This window comes from Xanthomonas sp. WCS2018Noco2-27 (genome assembly GCF_031843525.1).
Taxonomy (GTDB): Bacteria; Pseudomonadota; Gammaproteobacteria; order Xanthomonadales; family Xanthomonadaceae; genus Xanthomonas.
Genome location: NZ_JAVTIK010000012.1, coordinates 124,168 through 142,080 on the forward strand (window position 1 = coordinate 124,168; position 17,913 = coordinate 142,080).

General features: G+C 59.7%; 11 protein-coding genes and 2 pseudogenes. 12 read left to right on the forward strand and 1 reads right to left on the reverse strand.

The genetic code is table 11. The features are described 5' to 3' along the window. The first annotated feature begins 179 nt into the window (after positions 1 to 179). The 9 genes and pseudogenes from RQH86_RS17750 (at position 180) to RQH86_RS17790 (ending at position 14,843) form a co-directional block, all read left to right on the forward strand. Positions 180 to 440 carry a YcgL domain-containing protein gene (locus tag RQH86_RS17750; protein WP_055847027.1) on the forward strand — a complete coding sequence of 87 codons (261 nt, stop codon included), beginning with the start codon at positions 180 to 182 and terminating at the stop codon, positions 438 to 440. Then, positions 433 to 3,753 (forward strand): ankyrin repeat domain-containing protein, encoded by a 3,321-nt coding sequence (locus RQH86_RS17755; protein ID WP_311239866.1) that lies wholly within the window; start codon positions 433 to 435, stop codon positions 3,751 to 3,753. Before RQH86_RS17750 ends, RQH86_RS17755 begins: the two co-directional genes overlap by 8 nt. Positions 3,754 to 3,779: 26 nt before the next feature. Next, on the forward strand, positions 3,780 to 4,109 hold the full coding sequence (locus tag RQH86_RS17760; RefSeq protein ID WP_311239865.1) for a phosphotyrosine protein phosphatase: 330 nt from the start codon (positions 3,780 to 3,782) through the stop codon (positions 4,107 to 4,109). A gap of 63 nt (positions 4,110 to 4,172) precedes the next feature. Beyond that, entirely contained in the window at positions 4,173 to 5,972 is a 1,800-nt protein-coding gene (locus RQH86_RS17765) for a glycoside hydrolase family 15 protein (protein ID WP_311239864.1), read from the forward strand. After that, positions 5,969 to 7,798, forward strand: a complete 1,830-nt coding sequence (gene zwf / locus RQH86_RS17770; RefSeq protein ID WP_311239863.1) for a glucose-6-phosphate dehydrogenase — start codon at positions 5,969 to 5,971, stop codon at positions 7,796 to 7,798. Before RQH86_RS17765 ends, zwf begins: the two co-directional genes overlap by 4 nt. A 411-nt stretch (positions 7,799 to 8,209) precedes the next feature. Continuing rightward, positions 8,210 to 12,841, forward strand: coding sequence for an RHS repeat-associated core domain-containing protein (locus RQH86_RS17775; RefSeq protein ID WP_311239862.1), 4,632 nt, complete (start codon positions 8,210 to 8,212; stop codon positions 12,839 to 12,841). Then, positions 12,838 to 13,293 (forward strand): hypothetical protein, encoded by a 456-nt coding sequence (locus tag RQH86_RS17780; RefSeq protein ID WP_311239861.1) that lies wholly within the window; start codon positions 12,838 to 12,840, stop codon positions 13,291 to 13,293. Before RQH86_RS17775 ends, RQH86_RS17780 begins: the two co-directional genes overlap by 4 nt. A 92-nt stretch (positions 13,294 to 13,385) precedes the next feature. After that, a pseudogene (locus RQH86_RS17785) lies at positions 13,386 to 14,519 on the forward strand (RHS repeat-associated core domain-containing protein); the annotation flags it as partial. 9 nt (positions 14,520 to 14,528) lie between these two features. After that, on the forward strand, positions 14,529 to 14,843 hold the full coding sequence (locus RQH86_RS17790; protein WP_311260615.1) for a hypothetical protein: 315 nt from the start codon (positions 14,529 to 14,531) through the stop codon (positions 14,841 to 14,843). Positions 14,844 to 14,919: 76 nt separating this feature from the next. Here RQH86_RS17790 and RQH86_RS17795 read toward each other — a convergent pair whose 3' ends face one another. Beyond that, positions 14,920 to 15,297, reverse strand: coding sequence for a helix-turn-helix domain-containing protein (locus RQH86_RS17795; RefSeq protein ID WP_311239860.1), 378 nt, complete (start codon positions 15,295 to 15,297; stop codon positions 14,920 to 14,922). Between the two features lie 484 nt (positions 15,298 to 15,781). On the opposite strand from RQH86_RS17795, the gene RQH86_RS17800 reads away from it, so the two are divergent. From RQH86_RS17800 to RQH86_RS17810, 3 genes and pseudogenes are all read left to right on the forward strand, one after another. Beyond that, positions 15,782 to 16,225: a hypothetical protein gene (locus tag RQH86_RS17800; protein WP_311239859.1), complete on the forward strand. Its 444-nt coding sequence runs from the start codon at positions 15,782 to 15,784 to the stop codon at positions 16,223 to 16,225. Between the two features lie 251 nt (positions 16,226 to 16,476). Continuing rightward, a complete protein-coding gene (locus tag RQH86_RS17805) occupies positions 16,477 to 16,830 on the forward strand; it encodes a hypothetical protein (RefSeq protein ID WP_311239858.1) in 354 nt (117 codons plus the stop codon). A gap of 64 nt (positions 16,831 to 16,894) precedes the next feature. After that, positions 16,895 to 17,848, forward strand: a pseudogene (locus tag RQH86_RS17810) (RHS repeat-associated core domain-containing protein); the annotation flags it as partial. Positions 17,849 to 17,913 lie beyond the last annotated feature (65 nt).

The following is a 17,913-nucleotide window of genomic DNA, read 5'->3' on the forward strand; positions in this document are numbered from 1 at the left end:
TGGCAAAAAGTGCTCGCAGTATATCGGTGGCGTACGCCAGCCCCGTCGATGGCGCAACTGAACGCGCCGGTCATGTCGCTGACGTGGCTGGGATTTTTCGCAGCGGCCGCGCTTTCGCCGTCGCCGCAATTGGGACACAATCCTGCGACCCACCGCTCTACGAGCGCGATCACGCGCGCATGCACGCCTACGTCTATAAAAGCCAACGCAAGCAGGACACCTTCGTCTACCTCGCCAAGCGTGACGATTTCTCCGGTCTTCCCGCTGCCGTGCACGCGCCGTTGGCGCCATTCGCATTCGTGCTGGAGGTGGCGTTGACGCCTGAGCGCCGCTTGGCGCAGGCCGACGTGGTGACCGTGCGCGAAGCGCTCGCCAAGCACGGCTTCTACCTGCAGCTGCCCAAGACGGTGGTGCTGGCGGGCGAGTGCGACTATGACTGAGCCGCAGCGTGCCGCGCGATTGCGCGCCGCAGCGCTGGCGGGTGCAGCCGGCGTGGTGTTGTCCCTGCTCGGTGGCCTTGGCGGCGCCGTTGCCGCAGTGAGCCTGTGGCTGGCGCAGCCGGCCTTTGCATTGGCAGTGTCGTGGGCGCGTGGCACCCGCACGCTGGCGACGCAGCCGCGCGCCATCGCACAGGCGCTGCCGCCGTTGCTGGCGATCTGGGGTGTGGGCCTGCTCGCCTTGGCGGCATTGATCAGCTGGCCGCTGACCGCGCTGCGCGATAGTGGCAGTCTGGCCGCTGCCTTGGCCTTGAGCGTGGCCGTCAGCGCCGCCTTGCTGGGACTGTGGCGTACCTGGCCATTGTGGGGCGAAGTGGAACGCGACGGTGGCGCGCTGGCGCCACGCTGGCACGCCCTGGCCACGCAGGAACTGCATGCCTGGCGCGGTCTGCTGGCCGCCGCATTGGTGTTGGCGGTGTGCACCCTGGTGGTGGCGCTGGCCTGGCCGGGTTGGTTGTCCGGCGGTCTGCGCTGGGGCCTGGCGATTGCCGCCAGCGCGCTGCTGCCCGCCGCCCATCTGCTGTTGCAACGCACCGCCGCACCGGCGCGCAGCGATGTGCCGGTAGCCCGGCAGGCTGCCGATTTCTTCTCCGAAGCGGCCGCCGAACCGCGCCCGCTGGAGCCGGTCGCCCAGCATCAACTGGTGCCCGAACTGTTCGAAGCCGCACGTAGCGGCCGGGTGGATCGCGCGCTGCAATTGCTGGAGGCCGGCGCCGACCCGCAGGCGATGCCGCTGCCGGAATGGCGCGACCAACGCAGCCTGCCGGCGCTGGCGGCGGTGCTGCCGGATCTGCGTCTGCTGCGCGAACTGATCGTGCGCCGCGTGGACGTCAACCAGCCGCATCGCGGCATGACGCCGCTGCTGGCCGCCACCCGCGACAGCTGGCATGGCCGCCCGGATGCGGTGATGACGCTGCTGGCCAACGGTGCCGACCCGCGCTCCACCGACAACGACGGCAATACGCCGCTGCATCATGCGGTGCGCAGTTCCGACCCCGGCGTGGCCGCGTTGCTGCGCGATGCCGCCGCCGACCTGGACGCGCTCAACAACGAAGGTCATTCACCGCTGGCGATGGCGTGCCAGGTCGGCAATTGGCGGTTGGCGAAATTTCTGCTGGAACGCGGCGCCCATTCCGAACCGGACGGCGGCGCGCCGGTGTTGCTGGCCGCCGCCGGCACCGAAGAAGACGACCCGGCCGGCGTGCAGCTGCTGCTCAAGCACAAGGCGCGCGTGGATGCGCGCGACCGCCAGCGCCGCAGTGCCTTGCACGAAGCCGCGCTAGCCGGCCACGGCGACATCGTCGAGGCGCTGTTGTCGGCCGGCGCCAATCTGGAAGCGCGCGATCTGCTCGGCCGCACGCCGTGGCTGGATGCCGCGCGTCAGGCGCGCAGCGCGGTGCTCGAACGCCTGGTCGCGCGCAAGGCCGATGTGCTGGCCATCGACGGCGACGGCCGCAATGCGGTGATGCTGGCCTGCGCTGCCGACAGCGTGTCGCCGGCGCTGATCCGCCGCCTGCTCGATCTGCAGGTGCCTGCCGACAGCGTCGATGTGCATGGCCGTCGCGCCGTGGACGTGGCCGCCGAAGCCGGGCGTTGGGCGATCGTGCAATTGCTCGACCCCAACTATCCCTTGCCGGCCGCCGTCAGCGATGCGCATGGCGACACCCCCGGCGTGGCGGTGCTGCCCGATCGCCCGCCGCTGGTGTTGCTGCGCGAGGGCCTGCAGTTCGGCCAACGCGATGGCCTGGACGCGCTGGCGCGACTGTGCGGCCCGGACGAACTTGGCGGCCTGCTGCACGACGCGCATCTGGCGCTCAACGCCGATGCGGTGGACTGGCTGCTGCGCCACGGCGCCGATGCCGAAGTGCGCGATGCCTGCGGCGACGTGCCGATGTTTGCGCTGCTCTCGCGTGGTGTGGAGGCGGTGCCGGCGCTGCAGGTGCTGCTGCGTCACGGCGTGTCGCCGGCCGGTGCAGGTGGCCTGACCCGGCTGCTCAGCGCCTGCGTGCAGCACGATGCGGCATCGCGCGGGCTAGAACAGTTCGCAGTGGAATTGCTCGAACGTGGCGCCGACCCGTTTGCGCCGTCGGCGGCCGGCGATCCGCCGTTGTCGCTGGCCGTGCGGCTGGGCTGGCTGCGCCTGCAGCAGTGGTTGCTGGAACACGGCGTGGACCGCGAAGCGCGCGACAGCCACGGCATGACTGCGCTGCATCTGGCCACCGCGCTGGGCCGCGATGCCTCGCTGAAATTGCTGGTCAAGCAGGGCGCCTCGCCGGAAGCACGCGCTGCCGACGGGCAGACCCCGCTGGGCGTGGCGCTGTCGATCGGTCGGCGCGATCTGGCCGACTGGCTGGACTGGCGGATCTGGTCGCTGCCACGCCGCACGCTGCGCGAAGCGGACGTGCCCGCTGCCGCGATGACTGGCGATACCGATGCGGTGCGACGCCTGATCGACCTCGGCCTGCCGGTGGATGCTGTCGATGCCCAAGGCTGCACCGCGCTGCTGCGTGCGGCCGGTGGCGGCCACCTGGGCGTGGTCGCGCACCTGCTCGGCCGCGGTGCCGACCCCCAGCGCGCAGCCAATAGCGGTGCCACGCCGTTGTCGGCGGCGGTGAGCATGCGCCAGACCGACATCGTCGCCGCGCTGCTGCAGGCTGGCGCGCAGATCGAACATCGCCTGCCCGGTGGCGTGACCGTGCTGATGCTGGCGTGCGCACTCGGCTTGCCGGACATCGTGGCGCGTCTGCTCACGGCCGCAGCCAACGTGCACGCCACCGACGATCAGGGGTTGGCACCGCTGCATTGCGCGGCGCTGTACGGTTTCACCGCGCGCGACACCACCCGCCTGCTGGCGTTGCTGGACACCTTGTTGCTGGCCGGCGCCGACCCGGACGCGCTCGCCGGTGGACGGGTCAGCCCGTTGCTGCTGTTGCTGGGTGCGCGTGCCGAACCGGGCACCGCCTGCGACGAGAAGGTGGTGCTGGCCGGCGTCGAACGTCTGCTCGACGAAGACGTCTCGCTGGATGTGGCAGACCAACGCGGCTTCGGCCCGCTGCATCTGGCCGCACTGCATGGCTTGCCGCTGCTGGTGCAGCGCCTGCTGCGCGCCGGTGCCGATGCCGACCGTCGCGATGCGCTCAACCGCACGCCGCGCGAGATCGCCATCATGCGCGGCTTCATCGATGTGGCCGGCCAGTTCGAACCCGCGTTGCCGGGCGTCTCTTCGATGGCGCGCTTCCTGCGCGAAGGCCGCTGAGCCAGCGCGGCGGCACACCGCTGCGGGTGCTGTTCGTATGTAGCCGCAACCGGCTGCGCAGTCCCACCGCCGAGCGCGTGTTCGCCGACTGGCCGGGCGTGCAGACCCAATCGGCCGGGCTGGCAGCGGACGCCGAGGTGCAGGTCACGCCCGAATTGCTGCAGGAGTCCGATCTGGTGCTGGTGATGGAGCGCCGCCACCTGCAGTTGCTGCGCAAACGCTTCGCCGCGCATCTGCGCCATTGCCGCGTGGTGTCGTTGCAGATTCCCGACGACTACACCTATATGGATCCGGCACTGATCCATCGGCTGGAACACACGGTGCCACCGTTGCTGCGTTTGCCCGCGTATTCGTAACCCGATCCCGACACCGCGCATGTAAGACTGCGGATTCTTTCGCTGGAAGGAAACGCCCACACGATGAGCGTGCGTATCGAGGACCACGCCATGCTGGGCAACTGCCACAGCGCGGCCCTGGTCGACCATCGCGGCACCATCGACTGGCTGTGTCTGCCACGCTTCGATTCCGATGCAGTCTTCGCATCGCTGCTGGGCGACGAGCAACACGGGCAATGGGCATTGTCGCCCGCCGCCGCATTCCGCAGCGAACGCGCTTACGAAGACGACAGCCTGGTGCTGTGCACGCGCATGAGCACCGACACCGGCACGGTGGAACTGGTCGACTTCATGGTCGCCAACGACAAAGGCGACAGCCACCAGCATCTGGTGCGCATCGTGCGCTGCGTGCAGGGCGAGATGCCCATGCACATGCGCCTGACGTTCCGTTTCAACTACGGCCGCACGGTGCCGTGGGTGACCGGCATCGACGGCGGCATTCGCGCGATCGCCGGCCCCGACCAGCTCGCGTTGCGCTCGCCGCAGGAACTGCATGGCGAAGACCTGGGCACCGAAGCCGACTTCACGTTGCGCGAAGGCGAAAGCACCTGGTTTCTGCTCAGTCACGGCGCCTCGCATCAGCCCACGCCGCCGGCGATCGATCCGGAGCAGGCGCTGCAACGCACGACCGCGTTCTGGCATGGCTGGGCACGTCGCTGCACCGATGTCGGCCCGTGGACCAAGCAGGTGCGTCGCTCGCTGGTGGTGTTGAAAGGGCTCAGCTATCTGCCCACCGGCGGCATCGTGGCTGCGCCCACCGCCTCGTTGCCGGAGCATCTGGGTGGCACGCGCAACTGGGATTACCGCTACTGCTGGTTGCGCGATTCGGTGTTTACGCTGATCGCGTTGCTGCAAGCCGGCTATCGCGATGAGGCTGCGGCGTTTCGCGACTGGGTCCAACGCACCATCGCCGGGTCGCCGGATCAATTACAGGCGCTGTATGGCATCGGCGGCGAGCGCCGATTGCAGGAATGGGAAGCGCACTGGCTGCCCGGCTACGAAAATTCCGTTCCGGTGCGCATCGGTAACGGCGCGGTGGATCAATTTCAGCTCGATGTGTACGGCGAGCTGATCGGCGCCTTTCATTACGCACGCGAAAAAGGCGTGGGGCCGCCTGCCGATGACGATGGGTCGTCGGCGTCGTTGCTGGAAAAGATTCTCGACACGCTGGAAACCCTGTGGCGCCAACCGGACGAAGGCATCTGGGAAATCCGCGACGAGCGCCGCCATTTCGTGCATTCCAAAGTGATGGCGTGGCTGGCATTCGATTGCGGCAGCCGCGATGGCATTACCAATGCCGATGCCGACAAGCGCGCGCACTGGGGCCGGCTTGCCGAAGAGATACGCGCCGAAGTACTGGAAAAAGGCGTGCATCCAGATGGCCACTTCGTGCAGAGCTACGGCTCCGATCGTCTGGATGCAGCGCTGTTGCTGATTCCTATCGTCGGCTTTCTACCGCCGGACGATCCGCGCATCGCAGCGACCGCCGATGCGATCGCGCGCGAGCTCACCATCGATGGCCTGGTCGAACGCTATCGCGCCGACGACAGCGCCGATGGCCTGCCGGCGGGCGAGGGCACCTTCCTGGCCTGTAGTTTCTGGCTGGTGGAAAACTTTGCGTTGATCGGTCGCACCGATGAGGCGCGCGCATTGCTCGAGCGTTTGCTCGGGCTGTGCAACGACGTGGGCCTGCTCGCAGAAGAATACGACCCGCGCGGCAAACGCATGCTTGGCAACTTCCCGCAAGGGTATTCCCACGTGGCCCTGGTCAATGCGGCATTGCGCCTGCACGGACGCATGGGCGAAAAGGAAACACATCCATGAACGAACAAGCCACAACCCCGCCGTGCATCATCGTGGTCTTCGGCGCCCGCGGCGATCTCACCAAGCGGTTGGTGATGCCGGCGCTGTACAACCTGCGCCGTGCCGGTGCATTGGGCGAGGAATTCGCCATCGTCGGCATGGACCATGGCGACATCAGCGAACGCGCGTGGCGCAGCAACATGGGGCAGTCGATGACGCAGCTGCTGAGCAGCCGCGATGCCGAATTCCAGACCGACGAATTCGACACCGACACCTGGGACTGGCTGCGCGAGCGCATGCATTACCTGCGCGGCGACTTTACCGACCTTGGCGCGTATCAGGCGCTGGACGGCGTGCTGGAGAAACTGCACAAGCGCTATGGCACGCAAGGCAATGTGCTGTTCTATCTCGCCACCGCCGCGCGCTTTTTCGAGCCGGTGCTGTTGAATCTCGGCGAAGCCGGCCTGGTCAAACAGCGCGAAAATCAGGGCTGGCGCCGCGTCATCGTGGAAAAACCGTTCGGCCACGATCTTCCCAGCGCCAAGCATCTCAATGCCACCGTGGCCAAGGTGCTGCATGAGGATCAAGTGTTCCGCATCGATCATTTCCTGGGCAAGGAAACCGTGCAGAACATTCTTGCGTTCCGTTTTGCCAATGGTTTGTTCGAGCCGGTGTGGAACCGCGACCGCATCGATCACGTGCAGATCACCGCCGCCGAAACCATCGGTGTGGAAGGGCGCGGGCGCTTCTACGATCCCACCGGCTGCTTGCGCGACATGGTGCCCAATCACCTATTCCAGTTGCTGGCGATGATTGCGATGGAACCGCCAGCCGCATTCACCACCGAGGCGATGCATCGCCGCCGCGCCGAAGTGATCGAAGCCGTGCGCCCGATCAAGCCGGAAGATGTGGTGCGCGGCCAATACGCGTCCGGCGCGGTCAATCGCAGTGCCGTGCCCGGCTATCGCGAAGAAGACACCGTGCCGGACGACTCGGAAACCGAAACCTATGTGGCGATGAAGCTGCAGGTCGATACCTGGCGCTGGGCTGGCGTGCCGTTTTATTTGCGCACCGGCAAGCGTCTGCGCGAGCGCACCACCGAGATCGCCATCCGCTTCAAACCCGCGCCGCTGGCACCGTTTCGCAGCACCGAGGTCGGCGGCTATGGCCCCGACTGGCTGGTGCTGCATATCCAACCTGATGAAGGTATCTCGTTGCAGTTCGACGTCAAGCGCCCCGGCGCGCAGGTGGCACTGGCGCCGGTGCGCATGGACTTTCGCTACCGCGACTGGTTCCCCAAGGAATACACCGTGGGTTACGAGCGTCTGCTGCAGGACTGCATGAACGGCGAAGCCGGTCTGTTCCAGGACGCGGCGATGGTGGAAGGTGCGTGGCGCATCGTGCAGCCGATCCTGGATGCCTGGAAACAACCGGCCAGCGACTTCCCCAACTACGCCGCTGGCAGCGCCGGCCCCTCGGCCGCCGACGCGCTACTGGCCATGAACGGCGGACACGCCTGGCGCGCACTCACCCCAGGCCGCAAACCGCCGCCGCGCCGCCCGCCGGAAGTGCGCAGCAGCGCTACGACGCCGATCAAGAAGGTAAGCAAGAAGACGGCGAAGAAAGCGGGCAGGGCGACATCCCAACGTGCTGCAGCACCTGCCGCAAAATCTGCTGGAAGCGCAGGCGGTTTGCCCAGCAAGGCTGCAAAAAAGCCAGTGACCAAGCGGGCGGCGAAGAAAGTCGCAAGAACAGCTGAGAAGACCATGAGCAAAACCGCAGCCGGCAAGGTGGCAGCGAACAAGTCGATCAGCAAGAGTGCAGCTGCGCGTAAACCGCACAACTGATTCGCAGGCGCCAGCCATTGCGTGATGGCTGGCGCGTGTACAAAGCAATCGATGAAGCTTCTGGCTTGCTGCGTCACGATGCTCGTTGCCTAGCGACCGGCACACAGCGTGTGAAGACAGGCGCTCGCGATCATCGGTGTGTGCGTGAATCTCGATTGCAAACTAACGTGACGTGACGCGATGCTTGGCGAGCCCAGATCTGAGCAAGATAATGTGCGCATAGCAGATTGCTGAGGCCGCTAGCTGGGAAGAAGCTGTGCGCCTTGATCATTAGGTGAGCCAGCATAAGTTGAACTGATACTTGACTGGAGCAATTTCGGCAGGTGATAGTGGCGCACTTGTGGCAGCCACGTCGTGCTCGATAGCGCCTGTAGCACTGTTGAGCAGTTAAAAATAGAGAGAGATTAGAACATGGAAGTTCTTAGGCCCTTGTGGCTTAGTCATTACGTTTGCGCCCTGCTGCTGACCGCTGTCTGCGGAGTCTCCGCGCAGGAGGTCAAACCAGAATGGACGGTTTCTGCCAAGCACCCAGAAATTCCGACGACAACCGTTGGCGTTTTTGACAATCAACATCGTGCAATTGAGGCCATGGCGCAGATCGCTGGTCCCAGCGATGCACAGTATGCGTATGCTTTAGCTACGCACATAAAAGAGACAAAAACAAACGAAGACCAGACAGTGACGCTCACATACTGGCTTGGGAACGATCAACCTTCCGATCCAGAATGGACTTTCTCTGCAGTAGATGGCCGTTACGCAACTGAGGCTGAGATGGTTGCACGTCTTGAGTCCTTCTATGGTGGATTGAATGAATGTGGCAAGGTTTCGCTGAAGCCATCAACCGAATGGACGCCATATTCTGATGAATTCGAAGGTCGTATAGAGTCAAGAAATTTTGACATTATATCGAATGTAATTCTATACGATGGAACTTGCTTCCCCATAGAGCACTTTGGGACCGGCACTCGCGCCCGCAGGTTATTCTGTCCTGTGTATACGACTTGGAACAATGATTATAAGGCTTGTGTAAATCTGGAGATATTTGCTTATTTGACAGGACCTTCCTTGGAGGATACGTGCTCGGTTGGTAATCCTTGCGACGTAAAAACTGGAGAAAAGTCTCAGCCTGAAGAAGATTTTGATCTTGGGTGGATACGTCTCGTTCGAACGTTTCGGTCCTCGCAGGTTGGACGGCGATCCAACCTTGGGGCGGGCTGGTTCAACTCACATGAAATCAGCGTTTCTGCAAGTGGCTCTCACGCAATGCTTGCAGAAGGAAGCGGGCTTCAACGTAGTTTCAAATCGGTCGGAAATTCTTTTATTGCTTCTGATGGTTCTGGGGATCGGCTCGAGAAAATAGCTAATGGATGGCGGCTTTTTAGGTCGGATACGGTTTCGGAATTTGACGCCACAGGCGCGTTGAGCTTGGTGTCGAAGGACGACGGTACTTACCTTCGATATGCGTACGATCGGTCCTCAAGGTTGGAGTCGATCACGCACTCGACCAGCCGCAAATTGGTTTTCCACTACGCTGATGGTTCCCGTTATGCTCAGCTTATTCGAATTGCGCTGGACGGAGTTGCGTTGGCCACCTACGCTTACTCTGACACTTTCCCGGATAGCGCGGTGCTGGAGAGCGTGACCTCTGCGGACGGCCGGGTCAGGTCGTATCTGTATGAAGACGAGGATTTTTACCGCTTCTTGACCGGTGTGGTCGCCGAGGATGGAATGCGCTACAGCACATTCGCCTACAGCGCTACGGGGCGTGTTGTGTCAAGCCAACATCACGACGGCGCAGACAGTGTGACGCTTGATTACACCGATGACGCCACCGTTGTAACCGATGCATTGGGAAAGCGGACGACATATACGCTGAGCCAGCGTTCCGCAGGTCCTAGAAAAATAGATGACGTCACCGACAGCGCAGGTACCCTCAGCAGCGACTATCTGGACGCAAGTGTCGATTTTCGTCGGCGCTTGAGAGCATCTACCGATCGTGCCGGGTTTATCACGCAACACGCGTATGCCGAACTTGCGGATGCTGGCGTGCCAGTCAATATGCATACGGTCACCGAGGCGGCTGGTTTAGCCAGTCAGCGAACGACAAGTACGCGCACGGCTGTCGACAGCAATCGATTGATGTCAGTTCAATCAAGTGATAAGAAAATAGGCTATGTCCGAAATGCGCGACTGCAGCCGCAGCAAGTCATCACGACCGACGTCGCAAGTGGTCAGACCAGGATTCTCAGGACGGACTACTGCGAGGCAGCCGATGTGGTTGCAGGCGGCGACTGTCCCGTGCTCGGCCTCCTGAAGTCCATCGACGGCCCGCGCACAGATATCGACGACCGTACGACCTACAACTACTACCCCGTCGATGACGCTGGGTGCGATACGGTCACTGGAGCGTGCATGTATCGCAAGGGTGACCTCAAGCAAACCATCAACGCCCGCGGCCAGATCCGCGAGAATTTGAGCTATGACGCAGCAGGCCGCGTTCTTTCTGCTGTCGACGAGAACGGCGTGCTGACTGATTACAGCTACCACCCACGTGGTTGGCTGGCATCGACCACAGTTCACGGTGCGACTGTCGCGCAGAATCGCGTCACCACGTTCGAGTATTGGCCCACCGGCTTGGTCAAGCGCATCACCCAGCCCGATGGCAGTTACGCCACGTTTGTCTACGACCAGGCCCAACGCCTCACCGATGTCACCGATACGCTCGGCAATACCCTCCATTACGTGCTTGATAAGGCTGGCAACCGTCTGGAGGAGCAGACCAAAGATGCACAAGGCGTGCTCAAGCGCAGCTTGAGCCGTATTTACAACCAATTGGGCCAACTGGAAACGCAGGCAGACGCAGCCGCAAATCCTACCGACTACGCCTACGATGCAAATGGCAACCTGCGCTTGATCACCGACGCATTCGGCCGTAGCACCCTGCAAGAGCACGACCCACTCGGCCGGCTTGCACGCACGTTGCAGGATGTCGATGGCATCGAGGCCGAAACCAATGTGGGCTACGACACGCAGGATCGCCCGTTGCAGGTCAAGGACCCCAAACGTCTGGACACGCGCTACACGTACAACGGCTTCGGCGATACCCTGAAGCTGACCAGCCCGGACACCGGCGTCACTAGCTATACCTACGACAGCGCGGGCAACCGCGCCACGCAAACCGATGCGCGCGGCGTCACCTCCACCTACGCCTACGACGCGCTCAACCGCGTCTTGAGCATCAGCTATCCAACCGCCGCCTTCAATGTCAGCTATACCTATGACGTCACGCAGAGCGTGTGCGCCAGCGGCGAGACGTTCACAGTCGGGCGCTTGACCAAGCTCCAGGATGGCGGCGGTACCACTCAATACTGCTACAACCGCTTCGGCGAGGTGGTGCGCAAGGTGCAGGTGGTCAATGGCAAGACATTCGTGTTGCGCTACGACTACACAACCGGCGGCCGCCTACGGTCGATGGTCTACCCGGACGGCACAACGGTCGATTACGTCCGCAACGCGCAAGGGCAAACGACCGATGTTGGGGTCACCGCACCAGGTGGCAGCCGCCAGCGCCTGCTGGGCAATGCGACCTATTACCCATTCGGTCAATCCTCGGGCTGGACTTACGGTAACGGCCGTAAGCTGGCGCGCATGTACGATCTTGACTACCGCCCCCGTAGCATCCAAGACACCCGCGCGGGCGGCTTGGAAATCGGCTTTGGCTTCGATGCCGTTGGCGACCTCACCGCTCTGACCCCGGCTGGCAATCCGACACCAGAGCTACGACTGGACTACGACGCCCTCGGTCGGCTCAAAGCGCTTAAGGACGGCGCCGCCAATACCGTGATCGATGGCTACAGCTACGATGCCACCGGCAATCGCCTGAGTGCGAAGGTCGGCGGCGCGACGCAGGCCTACACCTACCCAACCACCAACCATCGCCTGAGTGCGGTCGCCGGAGTGGCGCGCACCTACGACAAGATGGGCAATACCCTCACCATCGGCGGCAAGGCGCGCGAATACCTGTACGACACCACCGGCCGCATGACCCAGGTAAAACGCGCAGGTGCCGCGGTCATGAACTACCGCTACAACGGCCGCGGCGAGCAGGTACGCCGTTACCTAGGCACAACCAACACCTACACGCTCTACGATGAGGCGGGCCACTGGCTCGGTGATTACGACACCAACGGCGCACCCAAGCAGCAAGCGATCTGGCTAGATGACTTGCCGGTGGGCCTGCTGGCCAACGGCGGTCAACTGCACTACATCGAACCCGATCACCTCGGCAGCCCACGTGTGGTCGTCGATGCCGCCCGCGATGTTGCCGTGTGGAACTGGAGCCTGAAAGGCGAAGCCTTCGGCAACACGACACCCAACCAGGATCCGGATGGGGATGGCATCGCGATGGTGTTCGATATGCGCTTCCCAGGGCAGCGATTTGATGCGGCCAGCGGGTTCAATCAGAACTACTTCCGGGATTACGATGCGGCTACTGGGCGGTATGGGCAGAGTGATCCGATTGGACTCGGTGGTGGCCCAAGTACTTACTCATATGCTTCCGGCAACGCATTTAACTTGTATGACGATCAAGGAATGCGTGCGGTATGTAGGTGCGTGGAAGGTGGTGTTGAAATAAACATAAATTTGGAATTTAGTGGTGTTGCGTCTAATCCGCAGGTCATCAGCTCGATGCGTAGTGCGATAGAGGGAATTTGGTCCGTCCCGGGCTTCAGGGTAACTACAAGCATAGGTGGCAGACGGGCGAGCAAAATTGAGCTACTTCCAGGCACCGGGACATCATTCGTCCAAGGCAACGGCGGGAAATGGTATGTGGACAATGATCCATGGGTTGCCGCCCATGAAGCCGGCCACCTGATGGATTTCTATTATAGCTCCCGAGACGATATGTACGACATAGTAGGTAGAAATCCCAGAAAAGCGAAAGCGGTCCCGGGTTGGGAGGGAAACATCATGGGGGAATATTTTGGCGCTCCTGATGATCGAGTTAGAGATATCATAAAAGATAGATTGGATTGCAAATGAATCGATCAAGATCTCTTGTTTTTCTATGCGTCCTTATTTCTGGCTGCGCCAGCGGTGCTGTTGGAAAGGCCAGTATGAGCGAGGGCGGGAGTGTTAATGAATTAAAGAAATCCTATAGATTAAATAGTGGTGAAATATTAGAGGTTTCTCCTGGTGCTATTGACGCTGTTAGAGCTGCTCTTGGTACAGAGGATTATAAAAAAGTAAGTGTTGAGTTTTTTCAAAAAATCACCGGATTGCGTGAGTCTTATGAAAAAACTAAAAATTATTATATTGTAAAATCAAAAAAAGATGATGTGGAAGGAGTGTATTCTGGATTTTTCAATCAAGGTAGACTTACCTTGAACTACAGCCACCTGGGCGAATGCGGCCAATTAGTGCCAGATATGGTTGTTGTTTTAGTGGATGCGGAATTGACAAGTGTGTCGAGCGGATGCTCCGGAGCACTTTAAGAGCGAGCTCGAGCGTCTTATGAGTATAAAGAACATAATTGACATATTTACAATACTGAACGAAGGTGCGTAAATAACATTTGCGACGCATCGGTACCCGTCTGAGTACCAAAGTCGGCGCCGCGACGCAGGCCTACACCTACCCAACCACCAACCACCAACCACCAACCACAAACCACAAACCACAAACCACAAACCACCGCCTGAGCGCGGTTGCAGGCGTGGCGCGTACCTACGACAAGATGGGCAATACCCTCACCATCGGCCGCAAGGCACGCGAATACCTGTGCGACACAACCGGCCGCATGGCCCACGTCAAGCGCGCCGTTAACTACCGCTACAACGGCAACTACCGCTACAACGGCCGCGGCGAACAGGTACGCCGTTGCCTAGGCACCAACAATACCTACACGCTCTACGATGAGGCGGGCCACTGGCTCGGTGATTACGACACCAACGGCGCACCCAAGCAGCAAGCGATCTGGCTGGACGACTTGCCGGTGGGCCTGCTGGCCAACGGCGGTCAACTGCACTACGTCGAACCCGATCACCTCGGCAGCCCACGTGTGGTCGTCGATGCCGTCCGCGACGTTGCTGTGTGGAACTGGAGCCTGAAGGGCGAAGCCTTCGGCAACACCGCACCCAACCAGGATCCGGATGGGGATGGCGCCGCGATGGTGTTCGACATGCGCTTCCCAGGCCAGCGATTTGATGCAGCGAGCGGGTTCAATCAGAACTACTTCCGGGATTACGACGCGGCCACAGGTCGGTATGGGCAGAGTGATCCGATTGGATTGGAAGGTGGGACAAGCACCTATGCCTATGTCGGGGGAAATCCAGTCTCGAACATTGATCCGCTGGGATTGCTTTGCTTTAACTTCGATCAGTTTGTGAATGACATTGAAGAAAACAGATTCGATCTAGGAAAAACTGCGGCGACTCTTGGGATTACGTTGGGTGCTGGCACAATGCCAAAAACCCCATCTGAGCTCAGGGGTTTGGGCGTTCCGAAAAGTCAGCTGAATCCGTACACGAGTCAGCTCAGCCGCTGGGCAGGCAGAACAGGGATTAGGGACCTGCGTGAGCTCGGTCGGACTGTCGGCGGAAAGGCACTCGGTGTAGCTGCGACTGGCGCACTAATCTTCGAAGGGTTCTTTGACCTTACTATTGAAGTCAAAGCGGCAGTAGATGCGATTTCAACTGAAGATGATTGTGGCTGTAAGTAGGGGGACACCATGGACGCGTTGGAGCAAATGATACGGGCCAGTGCTATCGTAAGGCTGGCCGAAATTTTTCACTTGCCAGTAACCAAGTTGAGCCCTGATCTAAGGTTCGGCACTGACCTCGCGGCGAGCTTCGTCTCTGATTTTCGGAGTAACGAGCTTGATCAGGTCAATGACGACATTCGCGATGTTGCGGATAGGGCAATCACGAAAGAACTCGGTACGGGGCAGGTCACCATCCGAACTGTCGGTGATTACTGCGACCACATGATCCGGTGCAGCAAGGTCAGGCCCAAAGATGTCAAACGGTTGCTGAAGCACGCGTAAGGCCGGTAGAGCGCAATCCGCACAGCGGCTGGCGCCAAATGAAGATCGAAGCCCCGCCAAGTGCGGGGCTTCGTGTTTAGCGGCCCGCGGCCTGTTGCTGCAAGACGGTATCGATCATCTGCATGACGAAGCGCTGCTGTGCCTTGGGCAGGCGAGTGATGCGTTCGAGCTGCTGTTGCAGCTTCGGCGCCGGTCCGCGCTTGGCTGTCGTGACGGGTTCGCCGATCAGCTCTTCGACCGACACGCCGAGCGCCCGCGCAATGGTCGGCAGGGCCGAGACCTGGATACGTCGGCGGCCAACTTTGTAGGCGGTGATGGTCTGCTGCGAGACGCCGAGCCACTGGGCGAGCTGCGCCTGGGTGATGGACTGGTCCTTGCGCAGTTGCGCGGTGCGCGCACCCATCTGTACGAAAAAGGCGGTCTCTTCTTTGCTCAGGGCCAAGGCGGCGGGCAAGACAGAGGAGGTGTTCATACGCTAACCCTGGGTTGCGTGGGGTGGCTGATGCTACTACTCAAAGTACGGCTATGTTGGCGCAAACCCCACAGATGGCAGTGATCCCTCAGGCTTAAGAAGACTTTGTGATTGCGAAGAGACGTCCCTTTCAAAATGTAAGGGCTACGTTGACCTTGGTCGCGTACGAATTTTTCCTGATTTCGGCATTCTGCCTGACGGAACTAATGCCATGACGATAGGCTACAATATATTCGTCAATTCTGGAGTGGATAAGCCAGGGAGTGCTGATACCATAGCGCTAATTGCACGTGAGCTTGAGCATGTGTTCAACAGCAAATGTGGAACAGAAATTTTCTGCCAAATTAATTCCAACAGTATTTTGATGGGCGCACATCTGGGCTGTCTGACTATGCGGCATATAGAGAAATTGGGTTTGAAGTCCAGGGTCATAATGCGCAGGGTGTCATGGAGTACGATTTATTAAATGGCAGAAATTATTGTGAATAAGGCTATTATTTTCTTTTTCCTGGCTTTGACTTCCTGCGGCCTGACTTCAAAAGGTGAGGAAAGTGATAGTGAATACAGGAAATTTCCAACGGCTTGTTCGGCTGAAGCCTATTTGAAGGGGCTTTCAAGATATGCAAAAGCTAGATATATATTTGGTGCGCTTCATTCTCGCCCTCAAGCTGCCTGTATTGTTTATTTGATATCAAAGCAGGACGTGGAATTTCTAATTCACTTGAAAGATGAAGTTTCAGAAAGAGGAGAGATGCATGATCATCTTGATTTCCTCAGTGCCTTGGTCCTGAAGAAAGAAAATGGTCAACTTGCAGAGAAACAGATTCAACGCTTGCAATTGAAAAATTTCTGTTCCGGAATTGAGGATGCCGATGGCCGTTGCGTGAATTTACTGAGGAGGCTGGATTGAAGAAGATTCGAGCAATGCGGCCTGGATCTGCTACATTCAATCAAGGGAACGAGCAGATAATCTTGACAGAGGTGTGTGGGACTTGACCTGTCTGAGCTAAAGCGATTCCCGGTGCTGGAAGATGAAAATCGCAGAATTGAGCTCGTAGCCCATTGGCCAGCGCAACAACAGGTTAGGTTCACTCCGGGTCGCCTTGCCGGAGAAATTTGGAATGCTTTACAACACGCTTTTAAAAATGAATGCCTGGGACAATGACTGCCAATAATTCAAGGCTGACAATTATTTTTATAATTTCCTTGTCCGCTTGTGCTGCTCCTGGTCAGGGTATGAAAGCCAAGAAAACAAAGGAACTCGGTGACGATATAATTCGTTCAGTCGAGGCCTATCGCTTTGAGAGGGCGACTTATCCAAGGTCGATTGATGAGCTTGAAAATTATAAAGAAATTATGAGGGGCGTTGATTCTGCCAACATAAGGTTATTCTTTGTTTCAAATTCGCCTGACCATTACGAGTTGATAATCAAGTATTTTGGCCCGGGCAGTAACTTGTGCGTACATCGTTCTGCAGACGCACAAAATGTCTGGAACTGTACAGGTAGCGACTGATCAAATGTCACTACCTAGGTGTGCCGTTAGCTGTATTCACCATCAAAAAACCTGCCCACTTCCGGTAATCGACGGCTACACCTACGATGCCACCGGCAATCGCCTGAGTGCGAAGGTGGGCGGCGCCATGCAGACCTACACATATCCAACCACTAACCATCGTTTGAGTGAGGTTGCCGGCGTGGCGCGTACCTACGACAAGTTGGGCAACACCCTCACCATCGGCGGCAAGGCACGCGAGTACCTGTACGACACCACGGGCCGAATGACTCTGGTCAAGCGGGCAGGTGTTGCTGTCATGAACTAACGCTACAACGGCCGCGGCGAGCAGGTACGCCGTTACCTAGGCACCAACACTACCTACACGCTCTACGATGAGGCGGGCCACTGGCTCGGTGATTACTACACCAACGGCGCACCCAAGCAGAAAGCAATCTGGCTTGACGACTTGCCGGTGGGCCTGCTGGCAAACGGCGGTCAACTGCACTACGTCGAACCCGATCACCTCGGCAGCCCCCGTGTGGTCGTCGATCCTGTCCGCGATGTTGCTGTGTGGAACTGGACCCTGAAGGGCGAAGCCTTCGGCAATACCGCACCCAACCAAGATCCGGATGGGGATGGCACCGCGATGGTGCTCGACATGCGCTTCCCAGGGCAGCGATTTGATGTGGCCAGCGGGTTCAATCAGAACTACTTCCGGGATTACGATGCGGCTACTGGGCGGTATGGGCAGAGTGATCCGATTGGGCTGGATGGAGGGATCAGCACATATTCCTATGTTGGAGGCAACCCGGCTAGCCGCGTTGGTCCGCTGGGGCTAACTGAACTAAATTTGTTTTCACCAACAGATGGACATTTTTACAGCAGCTCAACGATCTATCAGTCACCGCAAGGCGTGTATACGATGGGTGGGCACGGGGCGCCCGGATACATGCAGGATGCAAACGGCTACTTGGTCACGCCGCAGCGGCTAACTGATATGATTAAGAGCGATCAAAAATTCGAGGATGCAGATTAGGTTCAACTCACTAGTTGCAACACAGGTAAGTATGGAGATGAATCGATTGGTCAGAAGTTGGCTAA

Coding starts and splice junctions, on each gene's coding strand:
- RQH86_RS17805 (WP_311239858.1), top strand. CDS start 16,477: ATGACTGCCAATAATTCAAGGCTGACAATTATTTTTATAATTTCCTTG.
- RQH86_RS17775 (WP_311239862.1), top strand. CDS start 8,210: ATGGAAGTTCTTAGGCCCTTGTGGCTTAGTCATTACGTTTGCGCCCTG.
- RQH86_RS17800 (WP_311239859.1), top strand. CDS start 15,782: ATGGCAGAAATTATTGTGAATAAGGCTATTATTTTCTTTTTCCTGGCT.
- RQH86_RS17755 (WP_311239866.1), top strand. CDS start 433: ATGACTGAGCCGCAGCGTGCCGCGCGATTGCGCGCCGCAGCGCTGGCG.
- zwf (WP_311239863.1), top strand. CDS start 5,969: ATGAACGAACAAGCCACAACCCCGCCGTGCATCATCGTGGTCTTCGGC.
- RQH86_RS17765 (WP_311239864.1), top strand. CDS start 4,173: ATGAGCGTGCGTATCGAGGACCACGCCATGCTGGGCAACTGCCACAGC.
- RQH86_RS17790 (WP_311260615.1), top strand. CDS start 14,529: ATGGACGCGTTGGAGCAAATGATACGGGCCAGTGCTATCGTAAGGCTG.
- RQH86_RS17750 (WP_055847027.1), top strand. CDS start 180: ATGCACGCCTACGTCTATAAAAGCCAACGCAAGCAGGACACCTTCGTC.
- RQH86_RS17780 (WP_311239861.1), top strand. CDS start 12,838: ATGAATCGATCAAGATCTCTTGTTTTTCTATGCGTCCTTATTTCTGGC.